This window comes from Aerococcus loyolae, assembly GCF_002871915.2.
Taxonomy (GTDB): domain Bacteria; phylum Bacillota; class Bacilli; order Lactobacillales; family Aerococcaceae; genus Aerococcus; species Aerococcus loyolae.
In genome coordinates this window covers 260,299-279,166 of sequence record NZ_CP126958.1, presented here as the reverse complement: position 1 = coordinate 279,166, position 18,868 = coordinate 260,299, and the positions used below count along the sequence as shown (strand labels likewise).

Annotated in this window: 16 protein-coding genes; 1 reads left to right on the top strand and 15 read right to left on the bottom strand. The window is 42.2% G+C overall.

Going from position 1 to position 18,868, the window contains the following annotated elements; translation table 11 throughout:
• Positions 1-38 precede the first annotated feature (38 nt).
• From CJ190_RS01235 to CJ190_RS01175, 13 genes are all read right to left on the bottom strand, one after another.
• Entirely contained in the window at positions 39-1,415 is a 1,377-nt protein-coding gene (locus tag CJ190_RS01235; RefSeq protein WP_064292358.1) for a TrkH family potassium uptake protein, read from the bottom strand.
• A gap of 17 nt (positions 1,416-1,432) precedes the next feature.
• Entirely contained in the window at positions 1,433-1,738 is a 306-nt protein-coding gene (locus CJ190_RS01230) for a DUF4298 domain-containing protein (protein WP_064292357.1), read from the bottom strand.
• Positions 1,739-1,951: 213 nt separating this feature from the next.
• Positions 1,952-2,719, bottom strand: coding sequence for a phosphate ABC transporter ATP-binding protein PstB (gene pstB, locus CJ190_RS01225; RefSeq protein WP_216403018.1), 768 nt, complete (start codon positions 2,717-2,719; stop codon positions 1,952-1,954).
• Positions 2,720-2,756: 37 nt separating this feature from the next.
• Positions 2,757-3,578 (bottom strand): phosphate ABC transporter permease PstA, encoded by an 822-nt coding sequence (pstA, locus tag CJ190_RS01220; protein WP_060777685.1) that lies wholly within the window; start codon positions 3,576-3,578, stop codon positions 2,757-2,759.
• Positions 3,578-4,450 carry a phosphate ABC transporter permease subunit PstC gene (gene pstC / locus CJ190_RS01215; RefSeq protein WP_064292356.1) on the bottom strand — a complete coding sequence of 291 codons (873 nt, stop codon included), beginning with the start codon at positions 4,448-4,450 and terminating at the stop codon, positions 3,578-3,580. Before pstC ends, pstA begins: the two co-directional genes overlap by 1 nt.
• Positions 4,451-4,557: 107 nt before the next feature.
• Positions 4,558-5,445: a substrate-binding domain-containing protein gene (locus CJ190_RS01210; RefSeq protein ID WP_060777683.1), complete on the bottom strand. Its 888-nt coding sequence runs from the start codon at positions 5,443-5,445 to the stop codon at positions 4,558-4,560.
• Positions 5,446-5,758: 313 nt separating this feature from the next.
• Positions 5,759-7,603, bottom strand: a complete 1,845-nt coding sequence (gene pnpS, locus CJ190_RS01205) for a two-component system histidine kinase PnpS (protein ID WP_064292355.1) — start codon at positions 7,601-7,603, stop codon at positions 5,759-5,761.
• Positions 7,600-8,343, bottom strand: coding sequence for a response regulator transcription factor (locus CJ190_RS01200; protein WP_064292354.1), 744 nt, complete (start codon positions 8,341-8,343; stop codon positions 7,600-7,602). Before CJ190_RS01200 ends, pnpS begins: the two co-directional genes overlap by 4 nt.
• 84 nt (positions 8,344-8,427) lie before the next feature.
• Positions 8,428-9,538, bottom strand: a protein-coding gene (prfB, locus tag CJ190_RS01195; RefSeq protein WP_101562031.1) for a peptide chain release factor 2 whose coding sequence is annotated in 2 segments (ribosomal slippage) — positions 8,428-9,465 and positions 9,467-9,538 — 1,110 coding nt in all. Because the reading frame shifts where the segments join, the coding sequence is not laid out codon by codon here.
• Positions 9,539-9,994: 456 nt separating this feature from the next.
• Positions 9,995-12,367 (bottom strand): preprotein translocase subunit SecA, encoded by a 2,373-nt coding sequence (secA, locus tag CJ190_RS01190; protein ID WP_101562032.1) that lies wholly within the window; start codon positions 12,365-12,367, stop codon positions 9,995-9,997.
• Between the two features lie 534 nt (positions 12,368-12,901).
• Positions 12,902-13,471: a ribosome hibernation-promoting factor, HPF/YfiA family gene (gene hpf / locus CJ190_RS01185; RefSeq protein WP_013668810.1), complete on the bottom strand. Its 570-nt coding sequence runs from the start codon at positions 13,469-13,471 to the stop codon at positions 12,902-12,904.
• A 118-nt stretch (positions 13,472-13,589) separates the two neighbouring features.
• A complete protein-coding gene (locus CJ190_RS01180) occupies positions 13,590-14,267 on the bottom strand; it encodes a ComF family protein (RefSeq protein ID WP_070598119.1) in 678 nt (225 codons plus the stop codon).
• A complete protein-coding gene (locus CJ190_RS01175) occupies positions 14,260-15,606 on the bottom strand; it encodes a DEAD/DEAH box helicase (RefSeq protein WP_064292527.1) in 1,347 nt (448 codons plus the stop codon). Before CJ190_RS01175 ends, CJ190_RS01180 begins: the two co-directional genes overlap by 8 nt.
• Before the next feature lie 158 nt (positions 15,607-15,764).
• On the opposite strand from CJ190_RS01175, the gene CJ190_RS01170 reads away from it, so the two are divergent.
• The gene (locus CJ190_RS01170) at positions 15,765-16,412 is read left to right on the top strand and encodes a YigZ family protein (protein ID WP_064292526.1); all 648 of its coding nucleotides are present in this window, start codon (positions 15,765-15,767) and stop codon (positions 16,410-16,412) included.
• A 130-nt stretch (positions 16,413-16,542) separates the two neighbouring features.
• On the opposite strand, the gene CJ190_RS01165 is transcribed toward CJ190_RS01170, so the two are convergent.
• Both CJ190_RS01165 and CJ190_RS01160 read right to left on the bottom strand, forming a co-directional pair.
• Positions 16,543-17,169 (bottom strand): bifunctional 4-hydroxy-2-oxoglutarate aldolase/2-dehydro-3-deoxy-phosphogluconate aldolase, encoded by a 627-nt coding sequence (locus tag CJ190_RS01165; RefSeq protein WP_064292525.1) that lies wholly within the window; start codon positions 17,167-17,169, stop codon positions 16,543-16,545.
• A 442-nt stretch (positions 17,170-17,611) separates the two neighbouring features.
• A complete protein-coding gene (locus CJ190_RS01160) occupies positions 17,612-18,682 on the bottom strand; it encodes an IS30 family transposase (RefSeq protein ID WP_101562109.1) in 1,071 nt (356 codons plus the stop codon).
• Positions 18,683-18,868 lie beyond the last annotated feature (186 nt).

Below are 18,868 nucleotides of genomic sequence, written 5' to 3'. Positions count from 1 at the left end.
ATGACTCCCTTATCCTATTATTTTTATTTCTTTCTAATCTACCCAATAAGAATATTGGTCTTCGCATAGCGAATATCATAATTGTTCCGATTCCGTCTCAAACTTAAAGCCATAGTCATCGGACCAATACGGCCAACAAACATTAATAACATTAAAACAATATGACTAGCTAGGGAAAGGTTAGGCGTCAAGCCAGCAGAGACCCCAACTGTCGCCAAGGCTGAAATGGCTTCAAATAACAAGTGTAAGTAGCGCTGGCCTGGATCAAAAGTTAATAATAAGGCCGACCCAATGAAGAGTGCACTAACATACATTAAAGCTATGGTAAAAGATTGACGAACCGCAGCATCTGGAATCGTATGCCGGTCAAAATTGACATGCTTAATTTGCCGCACCTCGCGCAAGGCTAACATGATGGTTAAAGCAAAGGTGGTTACCTTTAACCCACCGGCAGTACCCCCGGCGCCCCCACCAATGAACATGGTTAGAACAAAGATCAACAAGGACACGGGACGACAGGCCGTGTAATCCACGGTAGCAAAGCCGGCAGTACGCATAGTGATGGTTTGGAAAAAGGCAGTCATAATCTTATCTCCAAGCGATAACGGCCCAATGGTACCAGGATTATCCCACTCAACCAGTAAAAATAAAGAAGCGCCAATCAGAATAACCAAACCTGTGACAATAAGAACTAACTTGGTGTGGGGACTTAAGTGTTTAAAATAAAAACTCAGTTTACGCCCATTACTTTTCTTAGCATAATTTTTGATTTGATTAGTAATATCAAACCAAACACTGAACCCAATCCCCCCCAGGACGATGAGGGCCATGATGGTCCAATTTAATACCGGGACTGTCTTTAGGTCAATTAGGGAATTGTTTCCCATAATATCAAAACCCGCATTACAGAAAGCTGAGATGGCTGTAAAAAGACCATTCCAGAGCCCCTTAGCCCAGCCGAAACGAGGCACAAAGTAGGTCGACAGTAAGATAAAGCCAGTCCCCTCAATAATCGCTGTATAGCGAATAATTCGGGTTAGGAAGTCGCCAATTTTGTAATTTTCACTGTGGTTAAGGGCCGCGCCAGTGGCTATTTGATTTTTCAAACCAATGTTTTGCCCAATGGTATGGTAGATGGACCCAATAATAGTCATCAAGCCCAAGCCACCCGTTTGGATCAGGGCTAGCATCACCATTTGTCCGATAATATTATAAGAATCATAAATGGATTCGGTCCATAAACCAGTCACACAAACGGCTGATACCGATATAAACAAATGGTCTAAATAAGTTGCAGTAGAAGTCGCCGTATGGGCGATCGGTAGGGATAAGAGTAAGGACCCTACTAAAATCACACTCATAAAAGAAAAAGCAATCTTTTGAGAAACATTTAAGCGCTTAAAAAAATTTAACATGACTACCCTCTTTATTCTTAATAATTTTTAATAACTTGTGTGGCTATTTCTAGCATACGGATAGCTAAATCATAGTTATCTGTAAGTAAATTATAGACTTGATCCTCAGAAAGCACACCACATTTTAAGTCACTAGGAAGAGCTCCCTGGTTAGAAGCCTCAAAATCACGATACCATTCTTCACTCCCATAATAGTCGCTAAGTTTATTTACGGCAGCTTGGCCCTTAGCATATGCCTCTAGAGACTTAGAAAAATCAGCAAGTAAAGCGGCCACTTGATCGGCATGGTTTTCCATCGCCTGGATTCTAGCTTCTCTTTCCATCAACATCCTCCTTAGCTCGCTAAGCCATTATTTCCGGCTAGCGCATATATTCACTCTCAATAACTATGAATTGTACGCCTAATACTTCTAATAAGCTAGCTTTTTCTCCAAGTAATAAGACAATTTTTTAATTATTTTCTATTTCTAAAAAAAGAGGACCTGGCCTTAACCAAGTCCTGAAAGCTTCTTTTCAATTGTAAAAGACAAGTTCCACTAACCAAAACGACCAGCCACATAGTCGGCAGTTTGTTCTTGTTGTGGATTATTGAAGATTTGTTCCGTTGGGCCATATTCGATAATTCTAGAATGGCCACCACCTAATTCGGGATCAGCATAGAAGAAGGCAGTATAGTCGGATACCCGGGCAGCTTGTTGCATGTTATGGGTCACGATGACAATGGTATATTCTTCTTTAAGATCATTAATTAAGTCTTCAATCTTCAAAGTGGATATTGGGTCCAAGGCTGAAGTTGGTTCGTCCATGAGTAAGACTTCTGGTTTAACAGCTAAGGCACGCGCAATACATACCCGTTGTTGTTGCCCACCAGAAATAGCTAAACCACTCTTAGATAAGTCATCTTTGACTTCGTCCCAAATAGCTGCACCACGTAAGGATTCTTCCACAATTTGATCAAGTTCATTTTTATCACGGATACCGTGGGTACGGGGGCCGTAAGCCACGTTATCGTAAATACTCATTGGAAAGGGGTTAGGTTGTTGGAAAACCATCCCTACTTCCTTACGTAAGAGATTAAGATTGATATTTTTATCGTAAATATTTTTACCTTCTAATTCAATGGTTCCGTCAATTCGGCAACCATCAACCAGGTCATTCATACGGTTTAAAGATTTAAGAAAGGTGGATTTCCCTGATCCAGAAGGTCCGATCAGAGCAGTCACTTGTTTTTCATAAATTTCAATATCAATATCTTCCAAAGCCTGGAAATTACCATACCAGAGGTCCATATTATGGGCACTCATCTTTAATTTCATCGGCGTTTTTGTTTGTTCAGCCATTTTATTGTTGTCCTCCTTGTGCTCCCAATTTATTGGATAGCCATGTTGATGTTCCGTTAATAATTAAAACTAAGATCAGCAATACCACACCCGTTGCCATCGCTTCGTTACGGTGTAAACCTTCAGTTGAAAGCACGTACATATGTAAGGCTAAGGTTCTCCCGGATGAAAAGAGTGATTTTGGTAAGCTTGTCGAAGTCCCTAAGGTATACATAAGAGCTGCCGTTTCACCTACGATACGCCCGATAGCCAAGATAACCCCTGATAAGATCCCTGGCATAGCCACTGGTAAAACGATCCTAAAGATGGTCCGTAACTTACCTGCCCCTAAGCCATATGAAGCAAAGCGTAAGCTATCGTTAACTGACATTAAACCTTCTTCGGTATTACGGATAATTAAGGGTAAGACCATGATTGCCATGGTTAAAATCCCGGCTAAAACGGAATACTGGAATTGTGCTGCCAAAACAAAGGCAAGCATACCGAATAAACCATACACAATGGAAGGTACCCCTGTCAAGGTATCTGTAGCAATTCGAATGGCTTCCACCCATTTATTATTTTTACCAGCATATTCTACCAAGTAGAAACCAGCAAAGACTCCTAAAGGCACTGCAATGAGTAAGGAACCTAGAACAATGTAAATGGTGGTGATGATAGAAGGCATCATCGACACATTCTCAGTGGTATAATTCCAAGCAAATAGTTCTGGTGATAAATAAGGAACCCCTTTTACTAGAACATAGAGAATAATGAAAAATAACCAACCAAAAGTAAATAAGGTAAAGAGATAAGTCAAAGCGCGTAGTAATTTATCTGCCATTAGTGGTTGCCTCCTTTACGGTTTACAATAGCTAGTACACCATTGATGATTAAGATAACCACAAATAAGACTGCCCCTGTCGCAATCAGGGCATCACGGTGAGTCCCAGAAGCATAAGCCATTTCTAACATAATGTTAGTGGTCATGGTTCTGACCCCTTTGAAGAGGCCTTGTGGGAAAATGGCTTGGTTACCAGCAACCATAATTACCGCCATGGTTTCTCCAACTGCACGACCAATACCTAAGATAACCGCTGCAAGAACCCCTGACCGGGCCGCTGGCAACATAATCCGATAAGCTGTTCGATCATGGGTAGCTCCCAGACCAATAGAGGCTTGATAGTAGGACTTAGGAACCGCTCTTAGGGATGATTCAGAAGTGGTAATAATGGTTGGTAAAATCATAATTCCTAAAACTAAACCCGCTGTAAAAACGCTCATCCCGGTACTTGAAATACCTAGAGACTGGCAGAAACTACGAACAGCTGGAACCAGAACCACTAAACCAAAATACCCATAGACAATGGAGGGAATCCCAGCCATCAAGTTAACAGCAGGTTTCAACCAGGTGTGGAGTTTCTTGGGACAATAGAAGGCCATAAAGACCGCAGTAAAAATTCCTGCAGGGACACCAATAGCAATCGCTAAGAGAGTCACATAAAAAGAACCAACAATCATTGGAGCAATTCCAAAGTCTCCCTGACGCGGGCGCCAGCTGGAACCAAACAAGAAGTTTCCTAGTCCATAATCCGACAAGAAAGGAATACTTCCCGCAAAAATGAAATAACAAATAGCTAATAATGCTAAAATTGAAACAGCCGCACAAATGAAAAAGACCCATTTCATGACGACTTCTAAAGTATTCTTCTGCATTTTTTTCTCCCTTTAAAATTCTTCTACTAAGCTATTATATTATAAAGGGCCAGCAATAAAAAGGGCTACCTCTAGTTAAAGGAGTAGCCTCTTTTTACTAATCGCTATTATTGATTTAGCTCTGACCAGTCAAGAATTTCTCCTGTATAAATTCCTCTAATTTGGTCTACAGATAAATCATCTGTTGGGTTTTCCTTGTTGACGATTACTGCAATACCATCTTTAGCAATTGCTTCAGCTGTTACACCAGTTTCGTCTTCTTTTAATTCACGAGAAGCCATACCGATATCAGCTGTACCTTCTTGAGCACCGGTAACCCCTGCACCAGAGCCATTTTGGGTAATGTTAATTTGAACATTTGGATTCTTTTGTTCATAAGCTTCTTTTAGTTTTTCCATAACCGGACCAACAGAAGTTGAACCAGCGATATTAATGGTACCACTTGCAGAACCATCACCGCTATATGCTTCAGCGTCAGACTTCACAGGAACATAACCATTTTCTAAGACAATGTCTTGCCCTTCTTTAGAGAAGATAAAGTCATGGAAGTCTTTGGCTGCGCCTTCTAATTCACCAGGGTAAACAATGTTGAAAGGACGAGCAATCTTATAGCTGTCATTGGCAACATTTTCTTCAGTTGCTTCGACACCGTCAATCTTCAAGGCTTTAACGGTATCGTTCATGGAACCAAGGGAGATGTATCCAATGGAGTATGTATCTCCAGCTACATATGAAAGCACTTGGTCAGTACCGTTTTGAACTAAAGCAGACGCTACTGGTTCTTCAAAATCGATGATTTCTTGGAAAGCATCACGGGTACCGGAACCTTCTTCACGAGTGGTTACGTTAATAGTACCTGAGAAATCACCAGCTGATTCACTACCACCATCTGCAGTATTTGAGCCTTCAGAACCGCCGTTACCACAAGCAGCTAAAGTTGCTGTTACACCTAAAGCCATAACTAACTTACCTAGTGGTTTGAATTTCAATGCCATTAAACAATCTCTCCTTCTGATTGATAAAATATAGCCATCATGGATGACCGTTTTTTTCTTACTATATCCATTATAGCCCCCTAATGTAAAAATAATGTTAGGGTTTAGCCTTTTTTACTGATTTTTGTAAAATTTATGTAAATTTTGTGTAAATTTTTTCCTTTTTATAAATTATATTTTAAATGATCAAAAAGACAAAAGCAGCCAATTCCTTTCACGTAAAAGTCATTGACTGCTCTAGATTGTTCATTATTAAAATCTTATTTATCGGATTTTTCTGCTTTTGATATCCGATCCTTAAAAGGCTTAGTTTCTATTCACTATCAGCAGACAGGGAGTCATCTGCTTCTGTTTCTAGTAACTTTTTATCATTTTTAGGCAAATAAACTGTAAACGTCGATCCCTCATCGAGTTCGCTGACCACATCAATCTTTCCACTCATTGATGCGACTAAATTTCGGACAATAGATAGACCAAGACCAGTTCCTCCAGAAGCAGTTGACCGGGTCTTGTCTACCCGATAGAAACGTTCAAAAATCCGAGGGATATCTTCGTCAGGAATGCCAAGTCCATTATCTCTTATAGCAATAACAACATATTTATCATCCTCAGTCACTGTAGAACTAATCCAAACTTGGCCCCCTTCAGCCTTGTTATATTTGATAGCATTGTTGATTAGATTAGTCAAAATCTGCTTCAAGCGCATTTCTTCGGTAGTAAAACGAATGCCTGCTTCAAGATTATTATCATAGTGGACTTCCACCTGGTTTTCACTGGCAGGAATTTCTAAAGAATGAACGACTTCAGCAATCACACGGTTCAGTTGCACCGTTTCACTACGGTGACCGAGTTGGTCTTGCTCAATCTTAGCCAAATCTAAAATATCATTAATGAGAAAACCCAGTCGGTTAGCTTCCCGGTTCATAATCTCGACAAATTCTCGAGCGGTATCCTCATCTTCTAAGGCCCCATCGAGTAAGGTTTCGGTAAAGCCTTTTAAGGCGGTGACAGGCGTCTTTAATTCGTGGGAGGCATTGGCAATAAAGTCAGACCGTACTTTTTCTAAACGACGAATTTCAGTAATATCATAGGCTAATACCACTACCTGCTCACTGATCCCAGAAACATTGGCCTTCTTAGGAACATAGAGAATATTAACATCCAAAATCAATTCCTTAGGATAATAGAGATAAACTTCATCGTTAACATTCTCTTTGGTGGAGTAGCAAGTTTCTATCATTTGTAAGAGCCGATAGCCTGTCAGCACTTCTTCATATTTATGATTAATAACATTATCATCTAAATCAAAAATACTATAGGCTGCCTTATTGGCCACTTTAATGCGGTGTTTTTTATCAATCATTAAAACCCCCACCACCAGATAATCCATCAGGAGTTGTAAACGTTCCTCCTGCATAGAAATTTGGATATCTTGCCGGGATAAATTGCTGGCTAAGTCATTGATATCGTCTCCCAACTCGTCAATTTCAGCCACTCCCAGCTGGTTGTAACGAATCGAGTAGTCACTTTTAGACAGCCGACCGACCACATCCGAAATGGAATAGATGGGTTGGGCAATTTTTTTAAAGTAATAGGAAAGAATGGCTAAAAGGATTAAGACCATGACCACCGACCCACCTACAGACACGATCAATAAGCGATTTTGCGCCTCTGTTATATCGTTAACATTCCGCAGGACTCGGATGGAAGCGATGGGCTGGTGGTTCTTATTCTTGATCAAGCCAGTGTATTCATAGGTGGTCATATCTTCTTCATTTTCAAACTCGGTAAAGGATAAATTCTTATCTAAGGCCTGCTTCCCCGCTTCGGTAAAGGGAATATTGGCTAAAAGTTTATTACCAAAGGAGAGAACTTCCTTATGGTTAGCGTCATAAATAGACACCCGTTCCATAGGGTTAAGGGTATTCATAATTTCCTGCTGGGCATCGAACCAGGCGGAACTATTGTTCACCACATCTTCTGCGGTCAAGTTCTTAGTGATTCGTTCAACAGAATGGACTGTGTCACGCATGGATTCTTGGGTTTCCTGCTGGACAGTGACTTGAACAACTTCGTTAGCATTATAGGCAAAAAGAAAACTATATAAAATAAACAACAGTGAAAACACTGTTGTTATGATTAAAGTTAAACGCTTCATGCTTTGGGCACCTCAAATTTATAGCCAAAGCCTCTAACTGTAATGATATATTCAGGATTTTTAGGGTCCTTTTCAATCTTTTCCCGCAAGTGACTAATATGCACATCCACTAAGCGTGAACCTACCGAGTAATCAAAATCCCAAATCTTGGATAAGAGAATTTCTCGAGAAACAATCCGGTCAACCCGTTCAGCTAAATAAGTCAAGAGTTCAAATTCTTTCTTTGTCATATCTATCGCTTGCCCATGGGCAGTAACAGAAAAGTCACTCTTATTAATGGTGATATCGCCTACTTGGATCACTGATTCCTCTTCCTCGGCTGGGTCTTGGTCAACTTCCTTCTTGTCTTCTTGGTCACTAGCCACTTTGCCATAATCACGTGACCGGCGTAAGATGGCCTTCATTCGTGCGACCACTTCTCGCGGACTAAAGGGTTTGGTCATATAATCGTCCGCTCCCAGTTCGAGGCCAATAATTTTTTCTAATTCATCATCCTTAGCAGTTAGCATCAAGATCGGTGTATTCACCTTATCTTGACGCAATTGCTTACATACATCCATTCCATCCATGGAAGGAAGCATCAAATCTAATATAATAAAATCAAAGTTTTTCTCGCCTGCAAGATCATAGGCTGCCTTACCATCAGCTGACGAAGTGACCTCATAGCCTTCTTTAGATAGGTTATATTCTAACAACTTCCGAATTGATTCTTCGTCATCCACGACTAGAACTTTCTTCATGAATAAGCCTCCCCCTTGTTATCAATCATCAGTTCTTATTGTAGCAAAAAAATATCTGAAAAAGAACTCTATAACATTTTCTTCTTAATCCTGATTGATAGTCTCTTTAAGATAGGCATCGATAAAGCCATCGATATCGCCATCCATCACCTTACTAGTATCGCCTTCTTCATAATTCGTCCGATGGTCTTTGACCATTTGATAGGGGTGGAAAACATAAGAACGAATTTGAGACCCCCAGGCGATCTCAGACTTTTCGCCCCGAATCTCATCAAGTTCTTTTGCGTTCTTTTCTTCTAATAAACGGGCGAGTTTGGCTTGCAGCGTTTTCATAGCGGTTTCCCGGTTTTGTAATTGTGAGCGTTGACTTTGTGAGGAAACGACAATTCCAGTTGGAATATGGGTAATGCGAACGGCTGATGAGGTTTTATTAATATGCTGACCCCCAGCACCAGAAGCACGAAAAACATCAATCCGCAAGTCATCATCATTGATTTCTATTTCCGTATTCTGATCAATCTCAGGCATGACTTCTACGGAAGCAAAGGAGGTATGCCGGCGTTTGTTGGAGTCGAAGGGAGAAATGCGGACCAAGCGATGGATACCGTGCTCCGATTTTAATAGGCCATAAGCATTATTGCCTTTAATTTCAAAGGTAGCCGACTTGATCCCCGCTTCATCGCCCACCTGATAGTTAAAGAGGGTAAAAGTGAAATCATGACTATCCGCCCAGCGTTGATACATTCTAAGCAACATGCTGGCCCAGTCTTGAGACTCGGTTCCTCCCGCCCCGGGATGAATATCTAAAATAGCCGCCGCCTTGTCGTGGGGGCCATTAAGTAACATATGACGCTCATAATCTTCCATCTCTTTCTGGAAGGTGAGCACTTGGTCTTCAAAGTCCTGGTAGAGCTCTTGGTCAGCCTCTTCTTCGGTAAGTAATTCATCATAAGCCTGAAGGTCTTCATAAGTTGACAATAACTTATGATAGGTTTCATAAACAGCCTTGACTTGATTATTTTCATTAATCACTGCTTGGGCCTGATTCGGGTCATCCCAGAAATCAGGGGCCAACATGCGGTCTTGGTATTCAGCCAGTTGGGCTTCTAACTCCTCTAAGTCAAAGAGACCTCCCGAAGCTGGTTAATTGTTCTTGGTTTTCTGCTAATAGATGACGTAATTCACTAATTTCCATCGAACTACTCCTTTATAAAAAAATCCTTATTTTTAAATTGAGTAATAAGAAAACAAGGACTGCAAGCCCCACGAGCCCAGTCCTTCTTTTCTAATCGTTAAATGTGTTCCAAGGGCGAGGTGAGCTCCATGAATCTCCCTCCCTGATCCTTCCTCACATCCTTTTCAAACGTGTTCCAAAAGTCAGCCCTGACGTCCACTTCACAAACTATGTACGATAGGCTTTCGCCTATCTTCCATAGTTTGCTCCAGTTGCTATAGCTGTTCGAAGCGCTAGCGAGTTACAGATATAGTATGCGTAGCTCTTCAGGGCTCTTTACGACTTTTGTCACACTCTTTAGTTGAGTTCAGACGCCAGCCTTGAAGTTGCTTCAGAAAATCCCAACGCACAGACTAGCTGTGCTTATGGTATTTTCCTCCAGCAATTCAAGTCTCTGATGGCGTCCTCACATCCTTTTTACACTTGTTGTCTTTGTAGGTTTTGACGGATTTCAGAGTTCATAAAGATCCGGCTGGCATCGTATTCAATGCCAGAGATCATATCATTGAAGCGTTCATAACCTTCAGTTTGGTATTCCACTAATGGGTTATTTTGCGCATAGGCTCTTAGTCCTACCCCTTGGCGTAATTGATCCATGGCATCAATATGGTCAGTCCAGCGGGTATCAACCGCCCGCAGAATAACTACCTTTTCAAATTCCAAGATCAAATCAGGGTTAGCAATATTATCTAACTTTTCTTGGAAGCGTTGGCGGGCTTTATCGGTAATGAATTGCTTGAGCTCGTCTTGAGACTTACCTTGTAAATCACTAAGTTGAATAGCATCTGAGCGTAGAATTTCGGTAGACACTTGGTCATAGAGGGCTTCTAAGTTCCACTCTTTTTCAGTTCCAGCAGTGTACTGTTCTACCATACGCTCAACGGTGCGTTCAATCATCGCCCACATAATTTTATCAAGGGATTCTTTCTCATCGATAATTTGTTGGCGTTGGCTATAGATGATTTCCCGTTGTTCACGCATGACTTCGTCGTATTCTAAGACACTCTTACGGGTATCGTAGTTATTTCCTTCTACCCGTTTTTGAGCGGATTCAACTTGGCGAGTCAGCATGGGGTTTTCAATCGAAACATCATCATCCTCTAATTGGAGGTTTTCCCAGATGGCTTTCACCCGGTCAGAACCAAAGCGGCGCATCAAGTCGTCTTCTAAAGACAAGTAGAAACGGGAGAAACCTGGGTCTCCTTGCCGGCCAGAACGGCCCCGCAATTGGTCGTCAATCCGGCGTGATTCGTGGCGTTCCGTCCCAATAACTGCCAAGCCGCCCAATTCTTTAACGCCAGGTCCTAATTTAATGTCGGTCCCACGTCCAGCCATGTTGGTAGCAATGGTTACGGCGCCTTCTTGCCCTGCTTGCGCAATGATCTCAGCTTCGCGGGCATGGTTTTTAGCGTTTAGGACATTGCGGGGGATGTTTCGTTCACTTAGCATCCGTGACAGTAATTCTGAAGTTTCCACCGCAACTGTCCCTACCAATACCGGTTGACCTTTTTTGTGGCGGCTTTCAATTTCATCAGCTACAGCACGGAACTTGGTCATCAAGTTAGGATAGATCTTATCCAAGGCGTCTTCACGTTGGACTGGGCGGTTGGTAGGAATCTGGATAACATCCATGTCATAGATTTCACGAAATTCTTGTTCTTCCGTTTTGGCTGTCCCGGTCATCCCGGCTAATTTGTCATACATACGGAAGTAATTTTGGAAGGTAATGGTGGCCATGGTTTTGGATTCTTTTTGAATGGGCACATTTTCCTTGGCTTCAATCCCTTGGTGGAGGCCATCTGAATAGCGCCGTCCTTCCATAATCCGACCAGTAAAGCCATCCACAATCTTCACTTCATCCTCTTGAACCACGTAGTCGATATCGCGGATCATGATGTAGTTAGCCCGTAAGGCCGTATCAATGTGGTGGATCAGGGGACCATTTTCCACATCGTAAAGATTATCTAAGTGGAAAACCGCCTCAGCCTTGTCAACCCCTTGTTCAGTCAGACTAATGGTTTTCGACTCAATATCAATGACATAGTCCTCTTCCTCTTTCAAGGACTTAACAAAATAATCGGCCCGTTGGTAAAGGGCTGTGGATTGTTCAGCTTGACCAGAAATGATCAAAGGCGTCCGGGCTTCATCGATCAGAATGGAGTCCACCTCGTCAACAATGGCGTAATGCAAGGGACGTTGGACCATTTGTTCCTTATAAACCACCATATTGTCACGTAAGTAGTCAAACCCTAATTCATTGTTGGTGGAATAAGTCACATCACAGTGGTAGGCAGCCCGTTTTTCTTCGGCGGTTAGGTCATTGGTATTTAAACCGACTGTGAGGCCTAGAAAGCGATAGACTTCTCCCATATCAACCGAGTCACGGCGGGCCAGGTAGTCATTGACTGTTACCACATGAACCCCTTTACCTTCTAAGGCATTGAGGTAAACTGGCATGGTTTCCGTCAAAGTCTTACCTTCACCGGTCTTCATCTCAGCGATATTCCCATAATGCAGGGCTAAGCCCCCTACAATTTGGACATGGTAGGGGTATAAGCCTAAAACCCGTTTAGCCGCTTCCCGAACAGTGGCAAAGGCTTCGACTAAGATATCTTCTAGGCTCTCCCCATAAGCGAGGCGCTCACGGAAAGAGGTGGTTTTTGCCCGTAATTGTTCATCGGAATACTCACTGTATTTATCAGCAAGTGCTTCCACTTTTTTTGCTTGTTTATTAAAACGTTTTAATTCTCTTTTATCGTTATCAAACATTTTTCTTAAAATGTTGGCCATGGAATTCTCCTTAATCTACTCGTATTCCTTGCATAAATAAGGTATCTTTATTATTCTAGCATTTTTTTATAGCTATGAAAACAAGAAAAACTTTCCCCATTGATTGTAACAGAAGCAAGCCAAGTCGGCGAAATGATATCATTTTTTGTTTTTATAACTACCCTGACCTTTCAAGCTATCGCTAGTTACTTAGCTGACTTGTTTAGCTCTCTATTAAATGCTGTTGGCTGTTGATGAGCATTCGTTCTGCTTTTGAATTTTGGCCGTTGAAAAGCCATGGCATCGATTCAGCCCAAGGTCCCTCATCTAGCGAGCTTCAAACGGCTAGTACGGCTAGCGCCTACTAGCCATATTTCACATCGCTTGCTTGTTCATGGCTAAGGCCCAACATTCAAAGCGCCACTACTGCTCATGGCTATTTATCTTACAAGTCTTGTTAAATGATTACTCATCAACAGCAAAAAGCAAAGAATGCTTTTCCATTCAAAAAAGCTGGATCAAGGTGACCCAGCTTGTTTACTAAAATAATTTTTCTTATTCGTTAACGATGTCTTTTTCAATTTCGATTAAACCGTACTTACCGTTATGGCGTTTGTAAACTAAGGACACGCTTTCACTTTCAGCATCTTCATAAATAAAGAATGAGTGTCCTAACATTTCCATTTGTAAGACCGCTTCTTCAGCGCTCATTGGTTTTACCGCAATACTCTTGGTACGAACAATTTCAATATTGCTGTCATTGTCATCTTTACTGTCTTCTTGATTGTTTTCAGTAAACATCACATCAGAAATACCTTTTTCACGTGATTTGCGGTTAATCCGAGTTTTATATTTCTTCACTTGGCGTTCGAGTTTATCAACCACTAGGTCAATGCTACCGTAAAGGTCTTGTGAGGTTTCTTCAGCCCGTAAGGTTAAACGTGGTAGGGGAACGGTAACTTCTGCTTTAGCCTCTCCGTTTTGGTAGACTTTGGCATTCACATAGACGGTTGTATCCGGAGCGTCTTTAAAGTATTTCTCGATTTTTGAAATCTTGTTCTCTGCATAATCACGGATAGCAGGAGTGATTTCAATATTTTCTCCGCGAACATTGTAAGTAAACATAATTACTCATCCTTCCTAAGCCAAACATGGTCTGGCAGAAGCTCTTAATAAGCTTCTTTCTTACTACTTATATTATATGTTAGATAGCGCTTTAATTCAAGTCATAAGGCAGTTTTCCCTAACGTCCCAGCGTAAGTGAAGTGATTTCTTCTACCCCAAAAGATTCTAAAAAACGGGCCACTTGGTGGAACGTCGCACCGGTTGTATAGACATCATCAAAGAGAAGAATTTTTTGAGGGAGTGGTCCTTCTGTCAAGCGTTCAATCTGGCGTTGGTTAGCTAAACGCTCTTGGCGGTTCAACTGGGCCTGTTTCTTTTTGGATCCAGCTAGGTGGATTAAACGTTGGTAGGGAATACCCGCCTGGTCCAAAATAAGCTCACTTTGATGAAAACCGCGTTTTTTAAACTTTGCACTTGAGCCAGGAATGGCTAGCCAGGTATATCCGGGGTAGGCGCCTTTAATCTTTTTGAGTTCTTGAGTAAATAAACCAGCTACCCTGACATCCCCCTTACTTTTCAAGGTATGTAACCAGTTTTTAAAGACATCATTATAGGCGAAGAGTGAGTAATTACGAAAGTACCAGCCATCCTCCCTTTGCCAGGTCAAACAGTCAGAACAGTAGTCCTCTTCTTCCCATTCCCGGCTACATTGCTGACAACGCGGCCCCTTTAAATAATGAAAGGCCTCTTGGCAAGTCGAACAGATAATACTAGGCTCCCAGCTTTTCCAGGTGAGGAGTTCTTTTAAGCTAAGCTTTTCTTGGAAGCTTTCCTGACACAATAAGCACTCACTCATCGATTAACCCCCGCTTCCTAGCTTCTTGATTTAGCCACTGAATCTGCTTGACCGCTTGCAGGCTGGCCTTCGTTTTCCCCTCATGAAGAAAATATACTTTCCCGCTGGCTTGGTCAGGTTTTCGTCCTACCCGTCCAGCAATCTGAACTAAGGAGGAGGTGTTAAAGACCCGGTCTTCACTTCCTAAGACAATGACGTGAATACCGGGAAAGGTCACGCCCCGCTCTAAAATAGTAGTGGTAAGTAAAAACTGATAATTCTGTTCACGCATGGCGGCTACCTTTTCAATCCGATCAGGGTCCTTGGAGGAAACACTAGTAAAGCTTACTTGCTTAAAATGCTTATGGAGAATTTTTTCGAGTGCCTCCATCATGGCAATATGGGGGAGAAAGAGTAAAAAAGCCTCGCCCTTCTTTAGAAAGGACTGGATGGTTGAACCTAATACACCCGGCAAGCGCCCCTTAGCAATGGCTTGGCGCCAATCGCCAACCCAGCGGTGCTTGGGAACTGGGAGAGGATGGCGGTGGTAGCGAGCTGGCAGGATAGAAGCGGCAATCTTTTCCTGCTTGATAGCCCTTTGCTGGTCTTTTGAAGGGGTAGCGGTGAGTTCCACTCGCACGCCGGTATCTTTGACGGCTCGGCGGCTAGCTGCTTCTAATAAGGGATCACCATGGTAGGGAAAGGCATCGACTTCATCAACAATTAAAAGATCAAAGGCCTGGTAAAAGCGCAGTAACTGGTGGGTCGAAGCAATAGTCAAGGGACTTAGCCGGTAAGGGTGGTCAACCTTGCCGTGGAGGAGGAGAATATCAATTTCTGGGAAGGCAGCTTGAAAGCGGGGGAATAACTCATTACAGACATCGACCCGAGGCGTGGCCAAGGCGATACGCTGCCCCTGACAGAGGGCATAGTCAACTAGGGGAAAAATCATCTCTGTTTTCCCTGCTCCAGTGACTGCCCAAACCAAGTGATCCTGCCCCGCTTGATAAGAAGCCAGCAATTGATCGGCACACTGCTCTTGCTGGGGCGATAGGGTGCCCGGCCATTCTAGGTAAGGTTGTTCCCGACATAAGTCTTTAAAGTAAAAATGAGGATCTAAGTCATAATAAAGCCGGTCACAGGTCCTTAACTTGGCAAAGGCCAAGCAATTTAAACAATAAAAACACGTCCCTTCACAAGTACACGGATTCGGATAAAAAGCTAGCTGGTTAAAACAACGTTGGCAGACCAATTGCTTTCCATCGACCTTTATCGCTGGCAAACTAGAGGCATCGCTTAAATCAAGCTCCTCAGGTAGCTCACTTGCCGCCAGCAGCCGTCCTAAAAGTAAGTCTTGCATGGTTATTCATCCTCTCTTTATCCACTGAGCTAAACTATTAAGCCGTAATTAATGACTAAGTTCGTCCTCCGAGTTGGCGAATAAAGGGAGACTTTTGAACTTTAGCCCTGCTTTAGTTACAATAAGGAGAAAATAAACAGAAACGAGCTGAACCATCAATGATTGAGTACCGTACCATTAAAAGTGCTGGTGAACATGAAATAGAAATCAAAAAATCACGCTTTATATGTCGGATTCAGCGTGCCTACACTAAGGAAGAAGCCGACGCCTTTGTTGAAGAGGTGAGAAAAGAACATTATAAGGCCACCCACAACTGTGTCGCCTACCAAATCGGAGAGCGTAATGAAATTCAAAGAGCCCTCGATGATGGTGAACCCAGTGGAACTGCTGGAGTTCCTATGCTGGAAGTCCTAAAAAATATGGATTTAAAAAATGTTGCCTGTGTGGTTACCCGGTATTTTGGAGGCACCAAATTGGGAGCTGGCGGTCTAGTCCGGGCCTATAGCGGTGCCGTTTCCGAAGCCGTCCACCAAATTGGTGTGGTTGAACGCCGCTTGCAAACCCAAGTCGACGTGACAATCGATTATTCCCTCAATGGTAGCATGGCCTACTGGGTGGAAAACTCTCCCTACTCGCTCCTAGATACAACCTACTTGGAAAAAGTGACCTATCATTTAGGCGTTCCGAGCCAAGAAGTAGACAAAGTCCAAGAAGAACTCACCAATCTTACCGCTGCCCAAGCCAGTTTTCATATTGGTGAAGAAGTTTATGTGGACATACCTGTCCCGGTCGATACTGATCAATAAAGAAATAAGCCTGATCTTACCCCTGGAGGTGAAATCAGGCTTATTTACTGTCAATTTTTAGCTGGCTAACAAAATCTTCGTTCAAAAAACACCCAGGCGCTAAAAGCTGGGTGTTATCCTGCCAATAATTTTAGTGGAGCTGCTTGGTTAAGGCAGCTAATTTTTCCGAGGCTGTCTTTCCTTCATCTTTTAAGACCTCTTTTTCAGACAAGATAAAGGAGCCTCCCACTGCCAATACGGCGTCATTGGCTAAATAGTCGGTGAAATTGTCACTATTGACCCCGCCAGTGGGGATGAATTGGATATCAAAGAAAGGCCCTGCTAAAGACTTAATCGCTGACAGGCCCCCATAGACATTGGCTGGGAAGAATTTCACCACGTCAAGGTCTAAGTCCATGGCTTGCATGATTTCACTTGGAGTAACTGCTCCCGGAAAGACAGGGATATCTTCTTTCAAGCAATAATCGACTACTTCAGTCGATAAACCGGGACTGACAATAAATTGCGCGCCATGATCAACGGCGTCCTTGGCGGTATCCAAGTCACGGACTGTTCCTGCTCCCACAACTAATTTTCCCCTATCCGCCAATTGCTGGATGGCTTGAGAAGCCAGGTCACTGCGGTAGGTGACTTCGATAAAGGATAAGTTATTTTCACTTAAAACCGCCTCAGCTAAGGCTACCGACCCTAAGTCATTAACCGTGTATAAGGGTAAGAGTTGTTCTTTGCCTAATTGTTCTTTAAAAGTTTCTGCCATATCTAAAGTCCTCCACTCATAGAAATTACGCTGCTTATTATTATTCAGTCTAACACGATTACTAGGATTTGCGAGAAAAAAGCCAAGGACTACTTTATATTTCCTTGAAAACAAAAAAGCCCTTACAGGTTTTGGGTAAGCATTGTAAGGGACTCACAAGCTTATTATAGCAGCTTGTTACCGCTTTCGCAAGCGATTTCATCACCTTATCAGTCTTTTTAGAACTTTGGTAAATTGCAATATCAAGTGCATATTTATTTTAAAAAATCCCAGTGTCATGCCAAATAACTAAAAAGCTGATAAAGTCAATAATTCTTGGCCCGTTTTTCTCTAGCTTAAAGTGCTTGATTATCATTTAGAGATTCAGGGTGGGGCTGTCAAGGTGGAGAGCGAAGCGGACCTTGACTGGCCCACACTGAATCTCTATGCTTTGTTAAGCACTTTAGCCTGCTTCTTTAAGCGTTTCCTGAAGTTTCGCAACTTCTAGGTTATAACAGTCGTTAGGGGTTTGATAATCTAAGACCTTTCTAAAGCGATTATTTATTGTATTCGTATAGTGTGCGAGTTCCTGGTATGTCAGCTTTTTAAAGCTTGTCCCTTTGGGCAAGAATTCTCTTAACATGCGATTATGTCTCTCATTACTGCCTTTTTCCCAAGCTGAATAGGCATGGGCGAAAAAGACTTCCAAATCCTTCAGAGCATACTCAAGCTGAGATAGTTTAGAAAATTCACTGCCGTTATCGGTCGTTAAGGTTTTAAAACACGCTTGACCCTCTTTAAGAATCACCTTTTTAACCGATTTTACAATGGAATCTGCATCCCACTTCCAAGTCTTCTTGGTGAGGAATTTTCGCGTTTTCCGTTCAACTAGAGTAATAAGACATGGCTCTCCTTTAGTCTTCTTTCCTATCACGAGGTCAAGCTCCCAGTGACCAAATTCTTCTCTTGAAAGGACGTCTGGGCATCGCTGATCAATGCTTTTTCCAAATACCTTTTTATTCGTCCCACGCGGTTCACTAGGTTGTTTTCTTGGACGAATCCTTGTTTTCATAGGAAGATCAATATTCCTCACATTTAATAAACCAAGATTGATATATTTATACATGGTTTTGGTGCAAGGAACTCTTTCTAAAGGGTGTTTTCTGCGGTAATCATGAATAAACGTATCAACACTGAAAATACGGTCTTCTTTAGGTGTCAGTAAGGCTTCCTCAAAGGCTTTAATGAAGTTAGATTTTCCATACAAAGCGCCTCTGGCTTTAGAATTTGACCGATTATCTTTATAAACACGCGAGCCAGTTTCTGCAAGATAGACATCAACGTAGGTATGATCATAGTTCATTTGACGTGTTTTTCCACGTTTTAGTTCACGAGATATGGTGCATTGATTGACGCCAACGGCGTCAGCAATCTCTTTCTGTTTATGTCCTTCTTGGTGCATTGCTTGGATAATTCCGCGTTTTTCTGCAGAAAGGTGTGTATATGATCTAGGTTTCGTGTTAGAATGTTTCATAGCCAGTGAGTGCTCCTTTACTTGGGTTTAGACGCTTTTAAGTATAGAGCATCACTGGTTTTTTGTCGTCCTTTTCTCTATGCACTTCATTTTACAATTTACCTTTTTAGAACTTTTATAAAGACGGCCTCCAAATATTAAAGCTTAATTAAATTTTAAAAATAATTAACCTGAGCCATCCAGCCA

Coding starts and splice junctions, on each gene's coding strand:
- CJ190_RS01235 (WP_064292358.1), bottom strand. CDS start 1,415: ATGTTAAATTTTTTTAAGCGCTTAAATGTTTCTCAAAAGATTGCTTTT.
- CJ190_RS01230 (WP_064292357.1), bottom strand. CDS start 1,738: ATGGAAAGAGAAGCTAGAATCCAGGCGATGGAAAACCATGCCGATCAA.
- pstB (WP_216403018.1), bottom strand. CDS start 2,719: ATGAGTGCCCATAATATGGACCTCTGGTATGGTAATTTCCAGGCTTTG.
- pstA (WP_060777685.1), bottom strand. CDS start 3,578: ATGGCAGATAAATTACTACGCGCTTTGACTTATCTCTTTACCTTATTT.
- pstC (WP_064292356.1), bottom strand. CDS start 4,450: ATGCAGAAGAATACTTTAGAAGTCGTCATGAAATGGGTCTTTTTCATT.
- CJ190_RS01210 (WP_060777683.1), bottom strand. CDS start 5,445: ATGGCATTGAAATTCAAACCACTAGGTAAGTTAGTTATGGCTTTAGGT.
- pnpS (WP_064292355.1), bottom strand. CDS start 7,603: ATGAAGCGTTTAACTTTAATCATAACAACAGTGTTTTCACTGTTGTTT.
- CJ190_RS01200 (WP_064292354.1), bottom strand. CDS start 8,343: ATGAAGAAAGTTCTAGTCGTGGATGACGAAGAATCAATTCGGAAGTTG.
- secA (WP_101562032.1), bottom strand. CDS start 12,367: ATGGCCAACATTTTAAGAAAAATGTTTGATAACGATAAAAGAGAATTA.
- hpf (WP_013668810.1), bottom strand. CDS start 13,471: ATGTTTACTTACAATGTTCGCGGAGAAAATATTGAAATCACTCCTGCT.
- CJ190_RS01180 (WP_070598119.1), bottom strand. CDS start 14,267: ATGAGTGAGTGCTTATTGTGTCAGGAAAGCTTCCAAGAAAAGCTTAGC.
- CJ190_RS01175 (WP_064292527.1), bottom strand. CDS start 15,606: ATGCAAGACTTACTTTTAGGACGGCTGCTGGCGGCAAGTGAGCTACCT.
- CJ190_RS01170 (WP_064292526.1), top strand. CDS start 15,765: ATGATTGAGTACCGTACCATTAAAAGTGCTGGTGAACATGAAATAGAA.
- CJ190_RS01165 (WP_064292525.1), bottom strand. CDS start 17,169: ATGGCAGAAACTTTTAAAGAACAATTAGGCAAAGAACAACTCTTACCC.
- CJ190_RS01160 (WP_101562109.1), bottom strand. CDS start 18,682: ATGAAACATTCTAACACGAAACCTAGATCATATACACACCTTTCTGCA.